Here is a 20,779-nt window from a genome sequence, read left to right as displayed (position 1 = left end):
GCGCTCCGCCCCTTCCGGGGGCAGCCCGATCCGGCGGCCGCCCGGCTCACCCCAGGCACTGCGGGCCGAGCAGCGACTTGAGGTCGCCGAACAGGTCGGCAGTGATCTGCACGTGCATGGGCACCTCGAACACCTTCGCCGTGCGTCCCTTGTGCATCTTCAGCCGCACCTCGGTGTCGCCGCGGTGACGGCGCAGCACGTCGGCGAGCTCCTGGACGACCTGCTCGGTCGCCCGCTGCTCGGGAAGCACGAGGGTGAGGGGACCCGCCTCGTCGAAGGATCCGACATCCGGAGTGAACGCCGACTGGGCGTGGAGGTTCATTCCGTCATCGCGTCGGGACACGCGGCCGCGGACGACCAGGATGGCGTCCTGCTGCAGGATCGGCTGGAACTCGGTGTAGGTCTTGCCCATGAACATGACCGTGACCTCACCCTCGAAGTCCTCGATCGTGATCATGCCGTAGGGGTTGCCGCTCGACTTCGCCACTCGGTGCTGCGCGCTCGTGACGAGACCCGCCACCGTGACCTGGTCGCCATCCTGCAGGTCCTCGGAGGCGAGCAGGGCGCTGATGGTGATGGTGCGGTGCTTCGCGAGCGGCACCTCGAGACCGGCGAGGGGATGATCCGAGACGTAGAGCCCGAGCATCTCGCGCTCGAAACCGAGCTTGTCCTTCTTCGTCCACTCGGGTCGATCCGGCACCTTCTGCACGCTCTGCGGCTCATCCCACAGGCTGTCGAAGTCGAAGCCGATCGCACCGCCCGCCGCGTTGCGCTTGTCGTTGACCGCGACCTCGACGGCGCCCTCGTGGATCTCGACGAGCGCGCGCCGCGTCGATCCGGTGGAGTCGAACGCGCCCGCCTTGATCAGCGACTCGACCGTCCGCTTGTTCGCGACGTGCAGGGGCACGCGGTTCAGGAAGTCGTGGAACGACGTGTACGGCCCGTCTGCGCGCCCGGCGATGATGCCCTCGACGACGTTGGTGCCGACATTGCGCACGGCGCCGAGGCCGAAGCGGATGTCGGTGCCGACGGCCGCGAAGTAGTTGATCGACTCGGAGACGTCGGGCGGCAGCACCTTGATGCCCATGCGACGGCACTCGTTGAGGTAGAGCGCCATCTTGTCCTTCGAGTCGCCGACGCTGGTCAGCAGCGCGGCCATGTACTCGGCCGGGTAGTGGGCCTTGAGGTACGCGGTCCAGTACGACACGAGTCCGTACGCGGCGGAGTGCGCCTTGTTGAAGGCGTAGTCCGAGAACGGCAGCAGGATGTCCCAGAGCGCCTTGATGGCCGCGTCGCCGAAGCCGCGCTCCTTCATACCGCCCGAGAAGCCCTCGTACTGCTTGTCGAGCTCGGACTTCTTCTTCTTGCCCATCGCGCGGCGGAGGATGTCTGCCTGGCCGAGGCTGAAGCCGGCCACCTTCTGCGCGATCGCCATGACCTGCTCCTGATAGATGATCAGGCCGTAGGTCGTGTCGAGGATGTCGCGCAGCGGCTCCTCGAGCTCGGGGTGGATGGGCGTGATCGGCTGCAGGCCGTTCTTTCGCAGCGCGTAGTTCGTGTGCGAGTTGGCACCCATGGGGCCGGGGCGGTACAGGGCGATGACGGCCGAGATGTCCTCGAAGTTGTCGGGCTTCATGAGGCGCAGCAGCGAGCGCATCGGTCCGCCATCGAGCTGGAACACACCGAGTGTGTCGCCACGGGAGAGCAGGTCGTAGGCGGCGCGATCGTCGAGCTCGAGCTTCTCGAGGTCGAGCTCCTCGCCCCGGTTCATTCGGATGTTGTCGAGCGCATCCGAGATGATCGTCAGGTTGCGAAGGCCCAGGAAGTCCATCTTGATCAGGCCGAGGGACTCGCACGCCGGGTAGTCGAACTGCGTGACGATCTGGCCGTCCTGCTCGCGGCGCATGATCGGGATGATGTCGAGCAGCGGCTCGCTCGACATGATCACACCCGCGGCGTGCACACCCCACTGGCGCTTCAGACCCTCCAGGCCCACCGCGCGGTCGTAGACCGTCTTGGCCTCGGGGTCGGTCTCGATCAGCGAGCGGAACTCGCTCGCCTCCTTATAGCGCGGGTGCTCGGGGTTGAACATGCCGTCGAGCGGCATGTCCTTGCCCATCACGGCCGGCGGCATCGCCTTGGTCAGGCGCTCCCCCATCGAGAAGGGGAAGCCGAGCACGCGACCCGCGTCCTTGAGCGCCTGCTTCGACTTGATGGTGCCGTAGGTGACGATCTGCGCAACGCGCTCCGAGCCGTACTTGCGGGTGACGTAGTCGATCACCTCGCCGCGGCGACGGTCGTCGAAGTCGACGTCGAAGTCGGGCATCGAGACGCGGTCGGGGTTCAGGAAGCGCTCGAAGATCAGGCCGTGCTCGAGCGGATCGAGATCGGTGATGCGCATCGCGTACGCGACCATGGAGCCCGCACCCGAGCCGCGACCCGGGCCGACGCGGATCCCGTTGTCCTTCGCCCAGTTGATGAAGTCGGCGACCACGAGGAAGTACCCCGGGAAGCCCATCTGCAGGATGATGCCCGTCTCGTACTCGGCCTGCTTGCGGACCTTGTCGGGGATGCCGGCGGGGTACCGGTAGTGGAGACCCTTCTCGACCTCCTTGATCAGCCAGCTGTCCTCGGTCTCGCCCTCGGGAACCGGGAATCGCGGCATGTAGTTGGCCGACGTGTTGAACTCGACCTCGCAGCGCTCGGCGATCAGCAGCGTGTTGTCGCAGGCGTCGGGGTGATCCCGGAAGAGCTGGCGCATCTCCTGCGCGGTCTTGACGTAGTAGCCGTCGCCGTCGAACTTGAACCGGTTCGGGTCATCCAGTGTCGAGCCCGACTGCACGCACAGCAGCGCGGCGTGTGCGTCGGCCTCGTGCTGGTGCGTGTAGTGCGAGTCGTTGGTGGCGACCAGGGGGATGCCGAGATCCTTCGAGATCTTGATCAGGTCGGTCATCACCCGACGCTCGATCGAGAGGCCGTGATCCATGATCTCGGCGAAGTAGTTCTCCTTGCCGAAGATGTCCTGGAACTCGGCCGCCGCGGCCCGCGCCGCGTCGTACTGACCGAGCCGGAGCCGCGTCTGGATCTCGCCCGACGGGCATCCGGTGGTCGCGATCAGGCCCTTGCCGTAGGTCTGCAGCAGCTCGCGGTCCATGCGCGGCTTGAAGTAGTACCCCTCCATGCTCGACAGCGAGCTGAGGCGGAACAGGTTGTGCATTCCCTCGGTCGTCTCGCTCCACATCGTCATGTGGGTGTAGGCGCCGGAACCAGACACGTCGTCGCTCTTCTGATCGGGCGAGCCCCACTGCACACGCGACTTGTCGCTGCGGTGGGTGCCGGGCGTGACGTACGCCTCGAGGCCGATGATCGGCTTGACGCCGGAGGCCTGCGCGGCCTTGTAGAACTCGAAGGCGGCGAAGGTGTTGCCGTGGTCGGTCACCGCGATCGCCGGCATGCCGTAATCGGCGGCCGCCTGGGTCATCGCCCCGATCTTCGCGGCCCCGTCGAGCATCGAGTACTCGCTGTGCACATGCAGGTGGACGAAGGAGTCGGATGCCATGGATCGAGTCTAGGTTTCACCACCGACATGCCGGCCCGGCGACCCGGGTGTCGGGATCGCCGGGCGCGGCGTACGGAGGAGATCCGGCCGAAAGAGGACGAATCCGTCCGGGATCTCCTCCGCTCGCCGGATCTCCTCGCGACGACGGACGGGCTCAGTCGACCAGCGCGGGGGCGGCGTCCACGACGTCGTACGTGAACGTCGTGCGGCTCCCCCACTGTGGCAAGCCGTCGATCTTCACGTCCGCCCCCGTTTGCGCACCGGACTTCGTCACGCCGAGCACGACGCCCCGCGCGGTGTCGATCTCGATCAGCGTCCAGGCGTCCCACCACTCGGTCGACCAGGAGAAGCGGATCGTCGTGACGTCGCCCTCCACGGACTCGACCGTCGAGCCGTCAAGCAGCGCCAGCACCCGCAACCACGCGGCGCGACGCTCCGGCGGTGCCGCCGCGTTGCCGATGCTGTCGGTGAGCGTCTCGACGATCGAGCTGTCTGAGGCCGCACTGTCCGGATCCGTCTCTCCCATCGAGGTGCGCAGCCACGCGAGCAGCTCATGCGGGTCCGTGGGCTGTTCGGCCCAGTACTCCCGGCTGTCGAGGTAGTAGGTGTGGTCGGTCTCTCCGAAGGCCCCCGGCGCCTGGTAGACGCCTCCCGGAGCGATCAGCATGGTTGGTTCGCCCCCGAACCTGCCGTCCTGGGACGTGAACTCGGCGAGTGCCTGATCCGCCCGCTCGCCGTACGTCGCGACCAACTCCGTCTCGCCGCCCGTCTGAATCCAGTCGCCGCTCCGATCCGACGGGAGATACAGCTCGGTGGTTCCCTGCAGCTGAAGCACGGCCTCCGCGTCCGCCACGTTGCCGTTGTTGAAGCGCGAGGTCTCATCCGGCATGTCGACATCCCAAGGCACGAGCGATTCGCTGTCTGCGGAGACCCGAAGGTAGGACCCGGCCGGCACGTCGAACGCCTCGCCGGTCACGGCCACCTCGGCGGCCTCCTCGAACACCGCGGCCGCGGCGCTCTCCGGCGGTGCGATCGTGTTCGCGATGACGATCGCGCCGACGGCGCTCGCGGCGGCGAGCCCGGCCAAACCGACTCCGAGGCGGAGCCTGCGCCGCGCCGGCCGCCGCTCCGCTCCCGCGATCTCGCGCAGCAGCGCCTGCCGCGCGGTGTCCAGCTCCGTCTCGTCGACGTGCGCCTCGTCCGCCCGGATCTCACGCACGCATTCCATAAGCGACATCGCTCTCCTCCTTCGCCATCCAGGTCAGCCGGGTCGCGGATTGCGATCCCGGCGGCGCGAGCTTGCGGCGGACGCGGTTCAGCCGAGACCTCACGGTGCCGACGGGAACGCCGAGCGCGTCGGCGACCTGCTCGTACGTCAGGTCACCCCACGCGTACAGCAGGAGCGTGTCCCGGTCCTTCGCCGACAGCGACGCGATCCGCGGTCCGAGCTCGCGCAGGGCGGCGGACGCATCCATCCGCGCGTCCGCGTCGCCGGCGTGCGATCCGGAGATCCCATCCTCGGCTCCGGCGGCGTGCTCGAACGCCCGCCACTGCGCGGCCTCGGTCGCGCGATGCTTCTTGATCACGCGCGTCGCGATGCCGAGCAGCCACGGCCGCGCCGTGCCCCATCGCGTATCGAACGACCCTCGACGACGGAACGCCACGAGGAAGGTCTCGCTGAGGACGTCGTCCACCGCGTCATGTCCGACGCGTCGGCGGGCGTAGCCGCCGATCGCGGTCGCATGCCGCTCGAAGATCTCCGAGAACAGCCCTGGGCTGTCCACGGACCGCGCGATGATCTCGCTGTCTGTGCTCACACTTGGTATTGCCGAGACGGGCGGATCCGGTTCACGGATTCATTCTGACGGTCGCGATCCGGTTCGGCTCAGTCGGTCGGGGCGGCCCTGTCGTCGATCCGCGCGGTGAGGCCGTCGATGCGCGCGATCGCGTCGTCCAGGGCGGCGACGGATGCCCAGAGATCCGGATGCGCCGCGCGCACCTCGTCGAGGGTGTCGCCCGCCGAGCGCAGGGTCGCCAGGTCGTAGCTGAGGTTCGTGCGCGCACTCGCGAGGGCGGCGCGCAGGGCCGCCGCGGCGACGGCGACGTCCGCTACGAGGGCCGGATCGCCGTGCGCGGCCAGGTGCTCGAGATCCGCGATGGCGCCGCGGGCGCGCTCGCCAAGGCGCGCGGATGAGCGGGCGGCCTCGAGAGACGCCTCCCGGATCGCTTCCCTTCGCCCCTCACCCGCGTCCCGGAACGCGGCGCCGAAGGCCGCGGACGCCTCGGCATCAGCGTCGGCGGCGTCGAGCGCGGCCTGCCGCAGCTCGCCCGCCCGTGCGGCGACCTCGTCCGCGTGCGAGTACCGCGCGACCATCGAGATCAGCCCCGCCGCGAGCGCGAGCATCACCCCCGCGGCCGCTCCCCCGCCCGGATCGCCCTGCGCCTCGCCCAGGTGCGCGGTCCACCGGTCGATCGTCGCGTCGCGCGTCGTGATCCGGCCGGGCATGCGCCCATCCTCGCGACCGCGGCGCCTGGCGACCAGGGGTTGACTCAGCGCAGGTCGCGGCGCATGAGCACCCGCGGAAAGCCGCCGGACACCGACTCCGTGTCCGCGGCCTTGTGGAAGCCCGCCCGCTCGAACATCGACCGGAAGCCGACGAAAGCCATGGTCTGATCGACCTTCGCCCCGCGGTTGTCGACCGGATACCCCTCGATCGCCGGTGCGCCGCGCTCGCGCGCGAAGTCGACGGCGCCCTCCAGCAGCAGATCGAGGATCCGCTTGCCGCGATGCCCCGGCCGCACGCGGAAGCACCACACGGTCCACACGGGGAGGTCGTCGATCACCGGGATCTTCCGGCTCCGCGCGAACTGCGTGTCGACGCGCGGCGCGACGCCCGCCCATCCGACCGGCTCATCCCCGTCGTAGGCGAGCACTCCCGGCGGGAGATCCGACTCGCACATCCGCCGCACGAACTCGCCGCGCTCGGGTCCGTGCAGAGACGAGTTGACCTTGCCCGGCACCCGGTGACTGAGGCACCAGCACACGTTCGCATCGGGGTTCTTCGGACCCACGAGCACGCGCACGCCCTCGAAATCGGTCGCCGCCCGCACCTCGATCGTCATGCGGCCAGGATGCCAGCCGTCACCGACATCCGGAGCGCACGCTACTCGCCGCGCAGCACCGCCAGCGCGTGAGCCAGGTCCGCCGGGTAGTCCGAGGTGAACGTCACCCAGTCGCCGGTGGCCGGATGCGCGAACGACAGCTCGTGCGCGTGGAGCCACTGCCGGGTGAGACCGAGGCGCGCCGACATCGTCGGGTCGGCGCCGTAGAGCGGGTCGCCGACGCAGGGGTGCCGGTGGGCGGCCATGTGCACGCGGATCTGGTGCGTGCGCCCCGTCTCGAGGTGGATCTCCAGCAGCGACGCGCCGGGAAACGCCTCGATCGTCTCGTAGTGCGTGATCGAGTCCTTGCCGTCGTGCGTGACGGCGAACTTCCACGAGTGGCTCGGATGCCGCCCGATGGGAGCGTCGATCGTGCCCGCGAGCGGATCCGGATGCCCCTGCACGACCGCGTGATAGATCTTGTCGACCGTGCGCTCCTTGAAGGCGCGCTTGAGCACCGTGTAGGCGTGCTCGGTCTTCGCGACGACCATAAGACCGCTCGTGCCCACGTCCAGCCGGTGGACGATTCCCTGCCGTTCGGCCGCGCCGCTGGTGGCGACACGCACTCCCGCGGCGACGAGCGCGCCCAGCACGGTCGGGCCCTCCCAGCCGAGCGAGGGATGCGCCGCCACGCCCGACGGCTTGTCGACGACGACGATGTGGTCGTCCTGGTACGCGATGCCGAGATCCGGCACCTCGACGGGGATGACCCGCGGCTCCTCCTTCGGGCGCCACTCGATCTCCAGCCACCCGCCGGCGCGGACACGATCCGACTTGCCGAGCGTCACGCCGTCCAGCCGCACGCCGCCGGCCTCGGCGACGTCGGCGGCGAAGGTGCGCGAGAAGCCCAGCATCTTGGCGAGCGCCGCGTCCACGCGCGTCCCGTCGAGTCCGTCGGGAACCGGAAGGCTGCGCGACTCCATCAGCTCTCCCGCCGGCGGTCGTCCACGCCGTCGGTCGTGCCGTCACCGGTCGTCTCCGCGGCATCCGCCTCGTCCGCGGCCGACTCGGCCGCCGCCTCGGCCACGGTCTTCCGGCCGGACCCGTCGAGTGACACACCGAACAGGGTGAGCGCCGCGACGGTGATCATGCTGCAGACGATGAAGATGTCGGCGACGTTGTAGATCGCGGGCATCATCCACGGGGTCGAGATGAAGTCGACGACGTGCCCCACGGCGAAGCCCGGGTCGCGGAAGAGACGATCCGTCAGGTTGCCGAGGACGCCGCCGAGCAGAAGACCGAGGACGACCGCCCAGATGCGGGAGCCGACGCGGGTGAGCCCGATCCAGATAATCGCGCAGGCGACCACCGCGAGTGCGATGCTGAAGATCCAGGTGACGCCCTCGCCGATCGAGAACGCGGCGCCGGGATTGAGCACGAGGTACCACTGCAGAACCTCGCCCAGGACGGGGACGGGGGTCTGGAACTCGAGCGACCTCAGGGCGAGCTGCTTGGCGAACTGATCGGCGGCCAGCACCAGGACCGCGAGGATCGCGATGGTGGTGCTGGCCGCCGCAGTGCGCAGGGGTGCGCGGTCAGTCAAGACCGGCTCAGAGACCGATCGCCGAGACCGGCGTGTCACCCGAGGTCGAGCCCGAGGCGTCCAGGTCCTTCAGCTTCGACTCGAAGTAGCTGCGCATCTGGGCGCGGTAGTCGCGCTCGAACTGACGCAGCTCGGTGATGCGGCTCTCAAGCGTGGTGCGCTCGCGCTCGTACTTCTCGGTGAGCTCGCGCTGCTTGGCCTCGGCCTCGCTGCGGATGCGGTCGGCCTCGGTCTTGGCCTCGTCGACGAGCTGCTCGGCCATCTGGCGACCCTCGGCGACGTGCTCGTCGTGAAGGCGCTGGGCGCGCTCGATGATGCTGGCGGCGCTGGTGGCCGTGCTCGAGACGTCACCGGCGGGAGCGGCGACGGGCGCCGGGGTGGGCTCGGGAGCCGCAGCGGGCTCAGGCTGGGCCTCGGCCGGTGCCTCGACGGGAGCGGCCTGCTCGGCCGGAGCGAGCTCACCGGACTCGTACTTGGCCAGCTTGGCCTTGAGCTCGTTGTTCTCCTCGATCGTCTTGCGCCACTCGACGACGATCTCGTCCAGGAAGTCGTCGACCTCGTCCGGGTCGAAACCCTCCTTGAACCGGACGTGCTGGAACTGCTTGGTGACGACGTCATCCGGCGTCAATGCCATGGGTGGCTCCTCTTCCGTGGGGTGTCTGTGGCCGTGGGCCGAGCCCTGGGCACTTCTCCGGTTGCAAGCATAACCGTCCCCTCCGGCGCCGCGAGAGGCGAGACCGAAGGCGACGGAATCAGATCATGAAGGCCCGCGTCACCGACAGCAGCACAAAGCAGAGCAGCATCGTGAGCGCGAACCCGAAATCGATGGCGATCCCGCCGATCCGCAGCGGCGGGATGAACCTCCGCAGGAGCCGGATCGGGGGGTCGGTGAGCGTGTACGTCACCTCAGCCACCACGAGCAGCGCCCCCCTGGGGCGCCACTCGCGATTGAACATCGGGATGTACTCGAGCACCAGCCTCGCGAACAGCACGAGGATGTAGAGCAGGATGACGAGATTGAGGATCGAGGCGATCAGCCCGACGGGACCCACGACGAGACGAGGCGGTGTGCGTCAGGCCTGCGCGAAGGGCGCGGACTCGGGGTCCGCGTGCGCGATCCCGCCGTCACCCGACACGGCGATGTTCTCGGGCGAGAGCAGGAAGACCTTGCTGGTGACACGCTCGATGCGCCCGTAGAGGCCGAGCGAGAGGCCGCTCGCGAAGTCGATGAGGCGGCGCGCGTCGGCGTCGCTCATCTGCGAGAGGTTGATGATCACCGGGATGCCGTCGCGGAAGTGCTCGGCGATCGTCTGCGCGTCGCGGTACTGCTTCGGGTGCACCGTCACGATCTCGTTCACGGCAGCCGCCGCGGGCTGACGGATGACGGCCGGGCGTCGCAGCGGAGTGACGGGCGCCGGCTTGGCGTCGTCGTGCTGCGGCTCGTCCCGATGCGTGCGCTGAGGCTGCTCGTGCGCATCCTCGTACTCCTCCTCGTCGGCAAGGCCGAGGTAGACCATCGTCTTCTTGAGCGGGTTCGCCATGGCGTCCTCCGTAGTCTGCTCGTCTGTTTCGAGGCTACGCCCGGGGTGGGCGCGGTCCCGTGATTGCGGAACCGATCCGCAGGTGTGTCGCACCGCAGGCGATCGCCTCGGCGAAGTCGCCGGTCATGCCGGCAGAGATCCAGGTCGCCTCGGGCACGACGGCCCGCACGCGGTCGGAGTAGCCCGCGAGCCGCTCGAACGCAGCGACGGGCGCCTCGTCGAGCGGCGCCACGGCCATCACGCCCCGCAGGCGGAGGGTCGCGGCGGCGGCGATGCGCTCGGCGAGCGGTTCGATCCCATCGGGGCTCACTCCCCCGCGCCCGGCGTCGTCCGTGAGGTTCACCTGCACGAGGACGTCGAGGACGGCATCGCCGGGCTCGGCGGCCGCGTCGAGCGCATCGGCGAGGCGCTCGCGATCCACCGAGTGTACGACCGCGGCAGCCCGCCGGATGGCGCGCGCCTTGTTGGTCTGCGCCTGCCCGATGAAGTGCCACCTGGTGTCGGGGAGATCGCTCGTCTCCTCGGCCTTCGCGCTCAGCTCCTGCTGGCGGTTCTCGCCGAGATCGCGCACCCCGAGGGCGTGCAGCTCTCTCACGAGCGATGCCGGATGGAACTTCGTCACGACGATGCGCGTCAGCTCCCCCGGATCGCGTCCGGCCGCACGCGCAGCCTCGCCGATGCGGAAGTCCACATCGGCGAGGCGCTGCGCGAGGTCGGGCACCGGCGCTTACTTCAGGAAATCGGGGATGTCGAGGTCGTCGTCCCCGAACGCCGAGTCGAAGCCCGAGTCGGGCAGGACGGGCGCCTGCGCGGCGACCGCGACCGGCTCGCGCGTGGGCTCGTCCTTCTTGGCGGTCTCGTTCGACGAGCTGCTGCCGAGGCCGCTGCCGGGGAGCGTGGGCATCGACGCGCGGTTCGAGGCGAGCGACGGCACCTCGAGGCGCGTCTGCGGCTCGCCGCCGTCGAAGCCAGCGGCGATCACAGTGACGCGCACCTCGTCGCCGAGCGTGTCGTCGATGACCGTGCCGAAGATGATGTTCGCCTCGGGGTGCGCGGCCTCCTTGACGAGCTGGGCGGCGTCGTTGATCTCGAAGATGCCGAGGTTCGATCCGCCCTGGATCGACAGCAGCACGCCATGAGCGCCCTCGATCGACGCCTCGAGCAGCGGCGACTCGACGGCGAGCTCGGCCGCCTTGATGGCGCGGTCGGCGCCGCGGGCGGAGCCGATGCCCATGAGCGCCGAGCCGGCGCCCTGCATGACCGACTTGACGTCGGCGAAGTCGAGGTTGATCAGACCGGGAGTCGTGATCAGGTCGGTGATGCCCTGGACACCGGCGAGCAGCACCTGGTCGGCCGTGGCGAACGCCTCGACCATGGAGATGCCGCGGTCGCTGATCTCGAGGAGGCGGTCGTTCGGCACCACGATGAGCGTGTCGACCTCTTCCTTCAGCGCTGCCACGCCGGCCTCGGCCTGGCTCTGGCGGCGGCGTCCCTCGAAGGAGAAGGGCTTGGTCACGACGCCGATGGTCAGCGCGCCGATCGACTTCGCGATGCGCGCCACGACCGGGGCGCCGCCCGTGCCGGTGCCGCCGCCCTCGCCCGCCGTGACGAAGACCATGTCGGCGCCCGCGAGCGCCTGCTCGATCTCCTCGGCGTGGTCCTCGGCGGCGCGGCGACCCACCTCGGGGTCGGCGCCGGCGCCGAGACCGCGCGTGAGCTCGCGGCCCACGTCGAGCTTGACGTCCGCGTCGCTCATCAGCAGCGCCTGCGCGTCGGTGTTCACCGCGATGAACTCGACTCCGCGGAGACCGAGCTCGATCATCCGGTTGACGGCGTTCACGCCACCGCCGCCGACGCCGACGACCTTGATCACGGCGAGGTAGTTCTGGTTCTGGCTCATGCCGGCCTCCGTTTGCTCCGAACCCCTGGTCTCATCCGGGCTTGAACCTTCATGTTCGACGTGAGGGTTAAAGTATTGCCCGGTATGCAATTCCTTCCATGAAGGTATGCGCGCGGGCGCCGCACGCCCGGATTGGCCCTGGGCGTGTCGCGAGTCGTGTCCGCAACGCGCCGATCCGGCCCGCTCAGCGGCGCTCCACGGCCGATCGGATGGATCGCGCGCGGCTCAGCGGAAGATCAGGACGCCCGGCGACGACACGTCGTAGAAGCTCTTGCCGTCGGGGGCGGCGAGAAGCGTCCGCGCCTTGAGCGCGGACTTCTCCGCGCTCCCCCACAGCACCTCCGTGCCGTCGCGAAGAGTCAGGGTGACGTCATCCTGCGTCGTCGCGCGCGCACCGACCACGAGGCCGTGGACGTCCTCCGGCAGCGATCGCAGCACCTGCCCCACCGCGGCGAACGCGGGCGAGTCGAGACCATCGCGCGCATCGATCAACGGCTGGTCCTCCGGCTGCGCCTCCGTCGTCGAGAGCACAACGCCGGCGGCATCCACGACCGTGAATCCGGCGTCGGAGCGCACCACGCCGATCGGGGTACGCTCGACGATCTTCACCACCAGGTCGTGCGGCGGCCGCGCCTCGAGCGTGTACGTCTCGATCAGGGGGAACTCCACAAGCGCCGCCTTGATCTCGGCGTGATCGACGAGCGGGAGCGGCCTTCCCACCTGCGCCGAGAGCGCTTCCTGCAGGGCGTCGTCGTCGAGCTTCTCCGCCCCGACGACCGAGATGCGCTGCACGGCGAACAGCGGGCTGTAGGCCGCACCGACGCTGCCGATGACCAGCAGCAGGAGAGCCGAGATGGATCCGATCCAGATCATCCGCCGGCGGCGCGAGCGCACCGTGAACCGGCGGATCTCCGAGCGCAGCGCGCGGCGGCGGGCACGTGTGGCGCGCCAGACGTCACGCCAGCCGGTTCCCCGCGGCGCCCCGGCCGGTTCGTCCTGCTCCGGCGCATCCGGCTCCGCCTCGTCCCGATCGCGACGGCGGAAGGGAACCACCAGGGCACGCCGACGCGGCTCGTCCTCCAGCGGGACGAGTCCCTCCGGGTCGGCGAGCGGTCGCCGCCCGGTCCGCTCGGCGGCGCGCTCCTCCGGAGCAGGGAGCGGGCCGGGGCGCCTCACTGCGACTCGCTGCCCTCGCCCGTCCGCAGCGACTCGAGCACCTGCGGGATGATCTGGTACACGTTGCCGCAGCCGAGCGTGATGACGTAGTCGCCCTCACGCGCGACCGATGCCGTGTAGTCGGCGGCCTCCTGCCAGTCGGCGACGAAGTGCACGCGCTCGGGATCGTCGAAGGCCCCGCTCACGAGTTCGCCCGTCACGCCGGGGATCGGATCCTCCCGCGCGCCGTACACGTCGAGCACAACCGTGTGATCGGCGAGCTCCTCGAGCACGTGGGCGAACTCGCCCGCCATGAGCTGGGTGCGCGAGTAGGTGTGCGGCTGGTGGAGCGCGATGATGCGCCCCTCGCCCACCACCGTGCGCGCCGCCGACAGCGCCGCGGCCACCTCGGTCGGGTGGTGCGCGTAGTCGTCGTAGACCTGCACGCCGCGCTCGGTGCCGTGAAGCTCGAAGCGGCGGACGGTCCCCTCGAACCCGGCGGCGACGGCCTCGAGCGCGGGCTCGAGCTCGTGGCCCAGCGAGATCAGCACCGCGACCGCGCCGGCGGCGTTGATCGCGTTGTGCTCGCCCGGCACGGCAAGGCGCGCGGAGGCGCTGCGCCCGCCGTGAGTGAGCGTGAACGACACGGGCCCGTCGGTGACGATGTCGGTGATCCGGACGTCCGCGTCCTCGGCCCGCCCGAAGGTGACCACGTTCGCGTGGCTGAGCCCCGCGGTGACGCGCCGCGCGCCCTCGTCGTCGGACGAGATCACGACGGCCTCGCGCGCCGCGTCGGCGAACCGCACGAAGGCGGCGTCGAACGCGTCGTGCGAGCCGTAGTGGTCGAGGTGGTCGGCGTCGACGTTGGTGATCAGGACGATCGACGTCTCGTAGAGCAGGAAGGATCCGTCCGACTCGTCTGCCTCGATCACGAACAGCTCGTCGGAGCCGGTGTCGCTCGAGACGCCGAGGCCCGCGATCACGCCGCCGTTGACGAAGCTCGGGTCGACGCCGAGGCCGCGCAGACCCGTGACGATCATGCCGGTCGACGTGGTCTTGCCGTGCGCGCCGGCGACGGCGACGAGGCGGCGTCCGCCGATCAGCCAATGGAGCGCCTGCGACCGGTGGATGATCGGCAGGCCCCGCTCCTTGGCGAGCAGGTACTCGGGGTTCTCGGGCCAGATCGCGCCCGTGAAGATCACAGTGTCGGCGTCGCCGAGGTTGGCGGCGTCGTGACCGACGTGGACGGTCGCGCCGAGCGCCTCGAGATCGCGCAGATTCTGGCTGTCGGAGCGGTCGGATCCCGACACCTTCACTCCGCGAGCGAGGAACATCCGGGCAAGGCCCGACATGCCGGATCCGCCGATGCCGATGAAGTGCGCGGCACCGATGTGTGCGGGGATCGGGGTGCTGAGGTCGGGTCTGATCATGGCCCTACGAGTGTAGGTCGACGAACCGACGCGCGGCTGTCCGGCACGCGGGGCGCGGTCCGTCAGCGGCCCAGCGCGCGATCCAGCTGGGCGATCACGTTCTCGGTGCCGTGGCGCTCGCCGGCGTTCTCCGCGGCCGCGGCCATCCGGGCGATGCGGTCGTCGTCCTTCAGCAGAGGCACGATCTCCGTGCGCACGCGATCCGGCGTGAACGCCGCGTCGTCGATCAGGATCGCCGCGCCCGCAGCGACCGAGGAGGCGGCGTTGAGCCGCTGCTCGCCGTTTCCGACCGCGTACGGCACGTACACCGCGGGGATCCCGAGCGCCGCCACCTCGCTGACCGTCGACGCGCCGGCGCGCGAGACGATGAGGTCCGCGAGCGCGAAGGCCAGGTCCATGCGGTCGAGGTAGCGGACCATCGCGTATCCCTCGGCACCGGGATCCTCGAGGTCGGAGCGCTCTCCCGTCGCATGCAGCAGCTGCCAGCCGGCGTCGAGGATGTCGCGCCAGGACCCGGCGAGGGCCTCGTTGATGCGACGGGCTCCCAGCGATCCGCCGAATGCAAGCAGCGTCTTCTTGGCGGGGTCCAGCCCGAAGTACTCGGCGGCCTCGGAACGCCGCCCGGCGCGATCGAGCTCCACGATCTCAGGACGCAGCGGCATGCCGACGACCTCGGAGCCGCGCAGCGGCGTGCCGGGGAACGTCACCCCGACGCCGGCCGCGCGGCGCGCGCCGAGCACGTTCGCCAGGCCGGGACGGGCGTTCGCCTCGTGCACCACGAAGGGGATGCGCTCGCGCCGCGCCGCCACGTACGCGGGGGCAGACGCGTAGCCGCCGAAACCGACGACGACCTCGACGCCGCGCTCGCGGATGTATCCGCGGACACGCGCGACGGCACGTTGGAAGCGTGCGGGGAAGGCGACCGCGGCACCGTTCGGGCGCCGCGGGAAGGGAACCTTCGCGACGATCAGCAGCTCGTAGCCGCGTTCAGGCACGAGACGCGATTCGAGCCCCTCCTGCGTGCCGAGCACCAGCACGTCGTCATCCGGCTCGCGGCGGCGCAGGCCGTCCGCGACGGCGAGCAGGGGGTTCACGTGCCCGGCGGTGCCACCGCCGGCGAGGAGATACGTCGTCACGTGACTATCTTCCCGCCCGAGGGTGGTTCGGTCGTGCAGGACGACGCTTGGCCGACCCCGGAGTGTTGGTCGCGCCCCGCGCGGCACCCGGCCGGCGCATCGCCACCTGGGACGGATCGGGCAGGGTCCGGCAGAACGCCAGGAGCACGCCGCACGCAGCCAGCACTGCGACGAGGGAGCTTCCGCCCGCCGACAGGAAGGGCAGCGGCACTCCGAGCACGGGGAACACGCGCAGCACGACGCCGATGTTGATCAGCGCCTGACCGAGGATCCACACGGTGATGCCGCCCGCCGCGATCTTGACGAACGGATCGTCGCTGTTGCGGATGATCCGGAACGCCCCGACGGCGAATGTGGCGAACAGCAGAAGCACGACGATGCAGCCGATCAGGCCGAGTTCCTCGCCCACGATCGCGAAGATGTAGTCGTCTCCGGCGGCGGGAAGCCAGTTGTACTTCTCGATCGAGTTGCCGAGGCCCCGTCCGAAGATCCCGCCGCCCGCGAGGCTCCAGATGCCGTGAAGGGGCTGGTAGCACTCCTTGATGTAGTCGCAGTCCGGGTCGAGGAAGCTCATGATGCGCCCCATCCGGTTGGGGCTGGTGATGGCGAGCGCCGCGACCACCAGAGCTCCGGCGATCACCGGAAGCACGAAGATGCGCAGCTTCACGCCCGAGAAGAACAGGCACGCGAGCAGGATGAGCACGAGCACCATCGAGGTGCCGAGGTCCTTGCCCGCGAGCACCGTGCCGATCGCGAGCATCGAGACCGGCACGAGCGGGATGAACACGTGCTGCCACTTCGAGAGCAGGTTGCGCTTGCGGTACAGGATCATTCCCGCCCACAGCGCGAGCGAGAGCTTCAGCAGCTCGGAGGGCTGCAGGGAGAAACCGGCGATCCTCAGCCAGTTGCGGTTTCCGTACACCTCGACGCCGAGCGGCGTGAACACGAGCAGCTGCACGACCAGCGCGAGCCCGAGCGCGACCCATCCGATCCGGCGGAAGAACCTCACCGGCAGCCGGCTGACGACGAACATCATCGAGAGGCCGAGCAGGGCGAACATCGCCTGCTGCATGCCGTCGTTGTAGGGGCTCTCGCCGCGGCTCAAGGCGGAGGCCGTCGTGGCGGAGGTCACCATCACCACGCCGAAGCCCGTCAGCAGCAGGGCGGTCGACGCGATGAGCAGGAACTCCAGCGGCACGGGCGCGAACACCCTGCCGAGCGAGACGCGCGCCGTCAGTGCACCGGAGCGCGGCTCCTGCTTCTCAGGAGTCGCGCGCGCCTTCGGGGTCCGCGTCGTCGTCGTGCTCACGGTCCGCTCCCCCCTCGATCCGAGCCCTCACCGCGGCGGCGAAACGCGAGCCGCGGTCGTCATATCCCGTGAACTGGTCGAACGAGGCGGCTGCCGGTGCGAGCAGCACCACGTCACCCTCCCGCGCGATCCCGGCCGCCAGCTCGACGGCCCGGGTCATGACGCTCTCAGTCTCCGTGTGGTCGACCTCGAACACCGGCACCCCGGGCGCGTGTCGCTCGAACGCCGCCACGACCTCCGCGCGCTCGACGCCGATCACGACCGCCGCGCGGCTCGCGGGCCCGCGCTGCGCGACGAGCGTACCGATGTCGACGCCCTTCAGCTGGCCTCCGACGATCCAGACCGCCCCCGGGTACGCAGCGAGCGACGAGGCGGCGGCGTGGGGGTTCGTCGCCTTCGAGTCATCCACCCACGTGATGCCGTCGGCGCGGCCGACGACCTCGATGCGGTGGGGGTCGAGGCGGAAGCCGTCCAGAGCCGAGCGGATCGCGCCCGGCTCGACGCCGAGCGATCGCGCCAGCGCCGCTGCCGCGAGCGCGTTCGCCACGATGTGCGGGGCGGCGAGGCCGCGCTGGTGCAGCGCCGCGACGGTGGTGAGCTCGAGGGCCGACGTGCGGCGCTCCTCGAGGAAGGCGCGGTCGACGAGGATGCCGTCGATCACGCCGAGGTCGCTCGGGCCCGGCACGCCCAGGTCGAAGCCGATCGCGCGCGCACCTTCCACGACGTCGGCGTCCTCGACCATGCGCATCGTCGCATCGTCCGCCTTGTTGTAGACGGCGGCGACCTTGGTGTGCCGGTACACGACGGCCTTCGCGTCGCGGTAGGCGTCGAAGGAGCCGTGCCACAGCAGGTGGTCGTCGGCGAGGTTGAGGCACACGGCCGCGTGCGGGGACGGCGATCCCGGGCCGTCGTCGAGCCCGAGGTACCAGAGCTGATGACTCGACAGCTCGACCACCAGCACGTCGAAGCCCGCCGGATCGCGCACGGCGTCGAGGATCGGCACGCCGATGTTGCCGCACGGGGCTGCGCGCAGGCCGCCCTCGACGAGCATCGTGGCGGTCAGCCGCGTGGTGGTGGTCTTGCCGTTCGTGCCGGTGATGAAGACCCACTCGGCCGGTGTCCCATCCGCCCGCGTCACCTTGTCGCGCACGCGCCAGGCGAGCTCGATGTCGCCCCATAGGGCGACGCCCGTCTCGCGCGCCCACGCGACGACGGGATGCGACGGCGGGAAGCCGGGCGAGGCGACGACGACTTCGGGCGCGAAGTCGACGAGCGCGGCCGGCACCTCGGCGAGCGACCCCTCCCACAGGCGCGCGCCGATCACGGGCACGAGGCGCGAGTACTCCTCGGCCGCCGTCTCCGTCACCACGAGCACATCCGCGCCGAGTTCGGTCAGGGTGTCGGCCACCGAGAATCCGGTCGAGGCGAGGCCGAGCACGGCGACGCGCAGCCCCTTCCAGTCGGCGTTCCAGCTGGTCAGGGAGTCGAGGCGATCGGTCATGTCCGGCTGAGCCATTCCACGTAGAAGAGGCCGATGCCTCCCACGGAGAGGAGACCGGCGATGATCCAGAATCTGGCGACGATCGTGACCTCCGGCCAACCGCGCATCTCGAAGTGATGATGGAGCGGGCTCATCAGGAACAGCCGCTTGCCGCGCGTGGCCTTGAAGTACAGACGCTGCAGGATGACCGAGCCGGACGAGATCACGAACAGACCCGCGATCAGGATGCCGAGCAGCTCGGTGCGGGTCAGCACCGCCATCGCGGTCACGACGCCGCCGATCGCCATCGACCCGACGTCGCCCATGAAGACCTGCGCCTTCGGCGCGTTCCACCACAGGAAGCCGACGAGACCGCCCACCAGCGCCGCGGAGACGATCGCGAGGTCCAGCGGATCGCGGGTGCTGTAGCAGGCCTGCGCGAGCTCGGGCTCGAGCAGCAGACGCGTGCACGCCTGGTTGAACTGCCAGAACGCGATGAGGCTGTACGCGCCGACGACGAAGACGCCGGCTCCCGCGGCGAGGCCGTCGAGGCCGTCGGTGAGGTTGACGCTGTTCGAGAAGCCGGTGCCGAGCAGCGACAGCCACGCGAGGTAGAGCAGCCAGCCGAGCACGGGAGTCAGGGCCATGAACGACAGCACGGGGATGTCGCGGAACAGCGAGATGTATCCCGTGCCCGGCGTCTGGCCGTACGCGTTCTCGAAGTTCAGCGCCGCGATGCCGAAGGGGATGATCGCGAGCACCTGACCGGCGATCTTGCGCCATCCGCTCAGGCCGTCGTAGTGGTCCTGCTTGACCTTCAGGTAGTCGTCGATGAAGCCGACCGCGCCGAAGGAGAGCATCAGCCAGATCACGAGCCAACCGGACGGCGTCGGCGGGTTGCCGCCCGCGAAGCAGCCGACGAGATAGCCGAACACGGTGCCGACGATGAAGATCGTGCCGCCCATCGTGGGCGTGCCCCGCTTGACCTCGTGATCGGGGGCGAGCATCTTCGCGCTCGCGACGCGGATCGGCTGGGCCCAGCCCCAGCGCCGGAACAGGCGCAGGAACACCGGGGTGAGGAAGAGCGAGAACGCCAGGGAGATCGCAGCCGCAGTCAGGAGTGATCTCACGAGAACGATTCTCCCAGACGATCGCCGAGGAACCTGAGTCCCGCCGCGTTGGACGACTTCACGAGCACGGAGTCGCCGGGACGCAGCTCGGTCTTCAGGTACTCGAACGCCTCGTCGGCACTCTCGAAGAACACCGCCTCGTCGCTCCAGGAGCCCTCCGCGACGGCGGCGAGGTACAGCGCGCGCGCCTCCTGCCCGACGACAACGATGCGCGGGATCCGCAGGCGCACCGCGAGCAGCCCGATCTTCTGGTGCTCCTCGACCGAATGCTCCCCCAGCTCGCTCATCGCACCGAGGACGGCGACCATGCGCTCGTCGGGGCCGGTGATCTGCGCGAGCGTGCGCAGCGCGGCCGCGACGGCGTCGGGGCTGGCGTTGTACGCGTCGTTGATGATCCGGATCGGAGACTGCGTGAGCACCTGCATGCGCCAGCGCTCGGCGAGCTCCATGGTCTCGAGGCGCTCGATCGCCGTCTCGGGGGCGATGCTCAGCGCGCCGGCGGCCGTGATGGCGGCGAGGGCGTTCTTGATGTGGTGCCCGCCCAGCACCCGCAGGTGAAGGGGAAGCTCCCGACCCTCGATCGTCACCGTGGTGTGCGTGCCGGTGGCGGTCACCTCGAGACTGCCGGAGCGGACGTCCGCGCGCTCGGACTCGCCGAACCAGCGCACCTCCAGCTGGCGCTCGTCGGCGATCGGGGCCATCCCCGCCACGCGGTGGTCGTCGGCGTTGAGCACGGCGATGCCGCCGGGGCGTACGGCGCGGACGAGCTCGGACTTCTCGCGAACCGTGCCGTCGAGACCGCCGAAGCCGCCGGCGTGGGCCATGCCGACCATGAGCACGACTCCCACGTCCGGGGAGACCAGGCCCGCGAGGCGCCCGATCTGGCCCGGCGCATCCGCGCCGAACTCGCACACGAGATACCGGGTCTCGTGCGTCACCCGCAGCATGGTGAGCGGCGCGCCGACCGCGTTGTTGTACGAGCCCTTGGGCGCGACGGTCTCACCCTCGGGGCGCAGGATCGTCGCGAGCATGTTCTTGGTCGTCGTCTTGCCGTTGGATCCGGTGATCCCGACGATCTTCAGGTCGCCGGCGGCGCGCACCCGCGCGACGACCTCGCGCGCGAGGTCGGCGATCGCGAGGACGACATCCGGTACCACGATCTGGGTGACGGGCTCGTCCACGACGCGCTCGACGAGCGCGAGCACCGCGCCCGCCTCGACGGCCGTGCCGACGAACAGGTGGCCGTCGGTCGTCTCGCCGGGCTTGGCGACGAACACCGCACCGGGCTCCATGGTGCGCGAGTCGGTGTCGACCACGCCGGAGACGACGGTCTCGGCGCTGTCGGTCCCGTGCAGGTGCAGTTCGCCGTTGACCGCCGCCGCGATCTCCGTGAGCGTCAGGGCGATCATGCGGCGCGCGCGATCATGTGGGCAG

At 70.0% G+C, this 20,779-nt stretch carries 19 protein-coding genes; all 19 read right to left on the bottom strand.

Translation table 11 applies throughout. The features are described 5' to 3' along the window. Window positions 1-46: 46 nt before the first annotated feature. Complete coding sequence (gene dnaE / locus IR155_RS02720) at window positions 47-3,559, bottom strand: DNA polymerase III subunit alpha (RefSeq protein ID WP_135112910.1); 3,513 nt, start codon at window positions 3,557-3,559, stop codon at window positions 47-49. 154 nt (window positions 3,560-3,713) lie between these two features. Next, the gene (locus tag IR155_RS02715; RefSeq protein WP_135112908.1) at window positions 3,714-4,796 is read right to left on the bottom strand and encodes a hypothetical protein; all 1,083 of its coding nucleotides are present in this window, start codon (window positions 4,794-4,796) and stop codon (window positions 3,714-3,716) included. After that, complete coding sequence (locus tag IR155_RS02710; protein WP_135112906.1) at window positions 4,771-5,376, bottom strand: RNA polymerase sigma factor; 606 nt, start codon at window positions 5,374-5,376, stop codon at window positions 4,771-4,773. Before IR155_RS02710 ends, IR155_RS02715 begins: the two co-directional genes overlap by 26 nt. 68 nt (window positions 5,377-5,444) lie before the next feature. Continuing rightward, the gene (locus tag IR155_RS02705; RefSeq protein WP_135112905.1) at window positions 5,445-6,065 is read right to left on the bottom strand and encodes a cyclodeaminase/cyclohydrolase family protein; all 621 of its coding nucleotides are present in this window, start codon (window positions 6,063-6,065) and stop codon (window positions 5,445-5,447) included. 44 nt (window positions 6,066-6,109) lie between these two features. Beyond that, entirely contained in the window at window positions 6,110-6,682 is a 573-nt protein-coding gene (locus IR155_RS02700) for a GNAT family N-acetyltransferase (RefSeq protein ID WP_135112903.1), read from the bottom strand. A 41-nt stretch (window positions 6,683-6,723) separates the two neighbouring features. Then, complete coding sequence (locus IR155_RS02695; protein WP_135112901.1) at window positions 6,724-7,644, bottom strand: RluA family pseudouridine synthase; 921 nt, start codon at window positions 7,642-7,644, stop codon at window positions 6,724-6,726. Beyond that, complete coding sequence (locus IR155_RS02690) at window positions 7,644-8,264, bottom strand: signal peptidase II (protein ID WP_135112899.1); 621 nt, start codon at window positions 8,262-8,264, stop codon at window positions 7,644-7,646. The genes IR155_RS02695 and IR155_RS02690 overlap by 1 nt, the downstream gene beginning before the upstream one ends. A gap of 7 nt (window positions 8,265-8,271) precedes the next feature. Then, the gene (locus tag IR155_RS02685) at window positions 8,272-8,898 is read right to left on the bottom strand and encodes a DivIVA domain-containing protein (protein ID WP_135112897.1); all 627 of its coding nucleotides are present in this window, start codon (window positions 8,896-8,898) and stop codon (window positions 8,272-8,274) included. Between the two features lie 118 nt (window positions 8,899-9,016). Continuing rightward, window positions 9,017-9,316, bottom strand: coding sequence for a YggT family protein (locus IR155_RS02680; RefSeq protein WP_135112895.1), 300 nt, complete (start codon window positions 9,314-9,316; stop codon window positions 9,017-9,019). Between the two features lie 21 nt (window positions 9,317-9,337). Continuing rightward, the gene (locus tag IR155_RS02675; protein WP_135112893.1) at window positions 9,338-9,805 is read right to left on the bottom strand and encodes a cell division protein SepF; all 468 of its coding nucleotides are present in this window, start codon (window positions 9,803-9,805) and stop codon (window positions 9,338-9,340) included. A gap of 34 nt (window positions 9,806-9,839) precedes the next feature. Next, a complete protein-coding gene (locus tag IR155_RS02670) occupies window positions 9,840-10,526 on the bottom strand; it encodes a YggS family pyridoxal phosphate-dependent enzyme (RefSeq protein WP_135112891.1) in 687 nt (228 codons plus the stop codon). Between the two features lie 6 nt (window positions 10,527-10,532). Then, complete coding sequence (ftsZ, locus tag IR155_RS02665; protein WP_135112889.1) at window positions 10,533-11,705, bottom strand: cell division protein FtsZ; 1,173 nt, start codon at window positions 11,703-11,705, stop codon at window positions 10,533-10,535. A 225-nt stretch (window positions 11,706-11,930) separates the two neighbouring features. Further along, window positions 11,931-12,881, bottom strand: a complete 951-nt coding sequence (locus IR155_RS02660) for an FtsQ-type POTRA domain-containing protein (protein ID WP_135112888.1) — start codon at window positions 12,879-12,881, stop codon at window positions 11,931-11,933. Further along, window positions 12,878-14,290, bottom strand: coding sequence for a UDP-N-acetylmuramate--L-alanine ligase (gene murC / locus IR155_RS02655; protein ID WP_135112886.1), 1,413 nt, complete (start codon window positions 14,288-14,290; stop codon window positions 12,878-12,880). Before murC ends, IR155_RS02660 begins: the two co-directional genes overlap by 4 nt. A 62-nt stretch (window positions 14,291-14,352) precedes the next feature. Then, entirely contained in the window at window positions 14,353-15,426 is a 1,074-nt protein-coding gene (locus IR155_RS02650; protein ID WP_135112884.1) for a UDP-N-acetylglucosamine--N-acetylmuramyl-(pentapeptide) pyrophosphoryl-undecaprenol N-acetylglucosamine transferase, read from the bottom strand. 4 nt (window positions 15,427-15,430) lie between these two features. After that, entirely contained in the window at window positions 15,431-16,735 is a 1,305-nt protein-coding gene (gene ftsW / locus IR155_RS02645) for a putative lipid II flippase FtsW (protein WP_135112882.1), read from the bottom strand. Next, window positions 16,689-18,236 (bottom strand): UDP-N-acetylmuramoyl-L-alanine--D-glutamate ligase, encoded by a 1,548-nt coding sequence (gene murD / locus IR155_RS02640; RefSeq protein WP_135112880.1) that lies wholly within the window; start codon window positions 18,234-18,236, stop codon window positions 16,689-16,691. The genes ftsW and murD overlap by 47 nt, the downstream gene beginning before the upstream one ends. Next, the gene (gene mraY / locus IR155_RS02635) at window positions 18,233-19,345 is read right to left on the bottom strand and encodes a phospho-N-acetylmuramoyl-pentapeptide-transferase (protein ID WP_135112878.1); all 1,113 of its coding nucleotides are present in this window, start codon (window positions 19,343-19,345) and stop codon (window positions 18,233-18,235) included. Before mraY ends, murD begins: the two co-directional genes overlap by 4 nt. Then, window positions 19,342-20,754, bottom strand: a complete 1,413-nt coding sequence (locus tag IR155_RS02630) for a UDP-N-acetylmuramoyl-tripeptide--D-alanyl-D-alanine ligase (protein WP_135112876.1) — start codon at window positions 20,752-20,754, stop codon at window positions 19,342-19,344. Before IR155_RS02630 ends, mraY begins: the two co-directional genes overlap by 4 nt. Between the last annotated feature and the right edge of the window lie 25 nt (window positions 20,755-20,779).

Source organism: Microbacterium paludicola (assembly GCF_015235415.1).
GTDB classification, from domain to species: Bacteria; Actinomycetota; Actinomycetes; order Actinomycetales; family Microbacteriaceae; genus Microbacterium; species Microbacterium paludicola.
The sequence above is the reverse complement of the archived record's forward strand: the minus strand, read 5'-3'. Positions and strand labels throughout refer to the sequence as shown.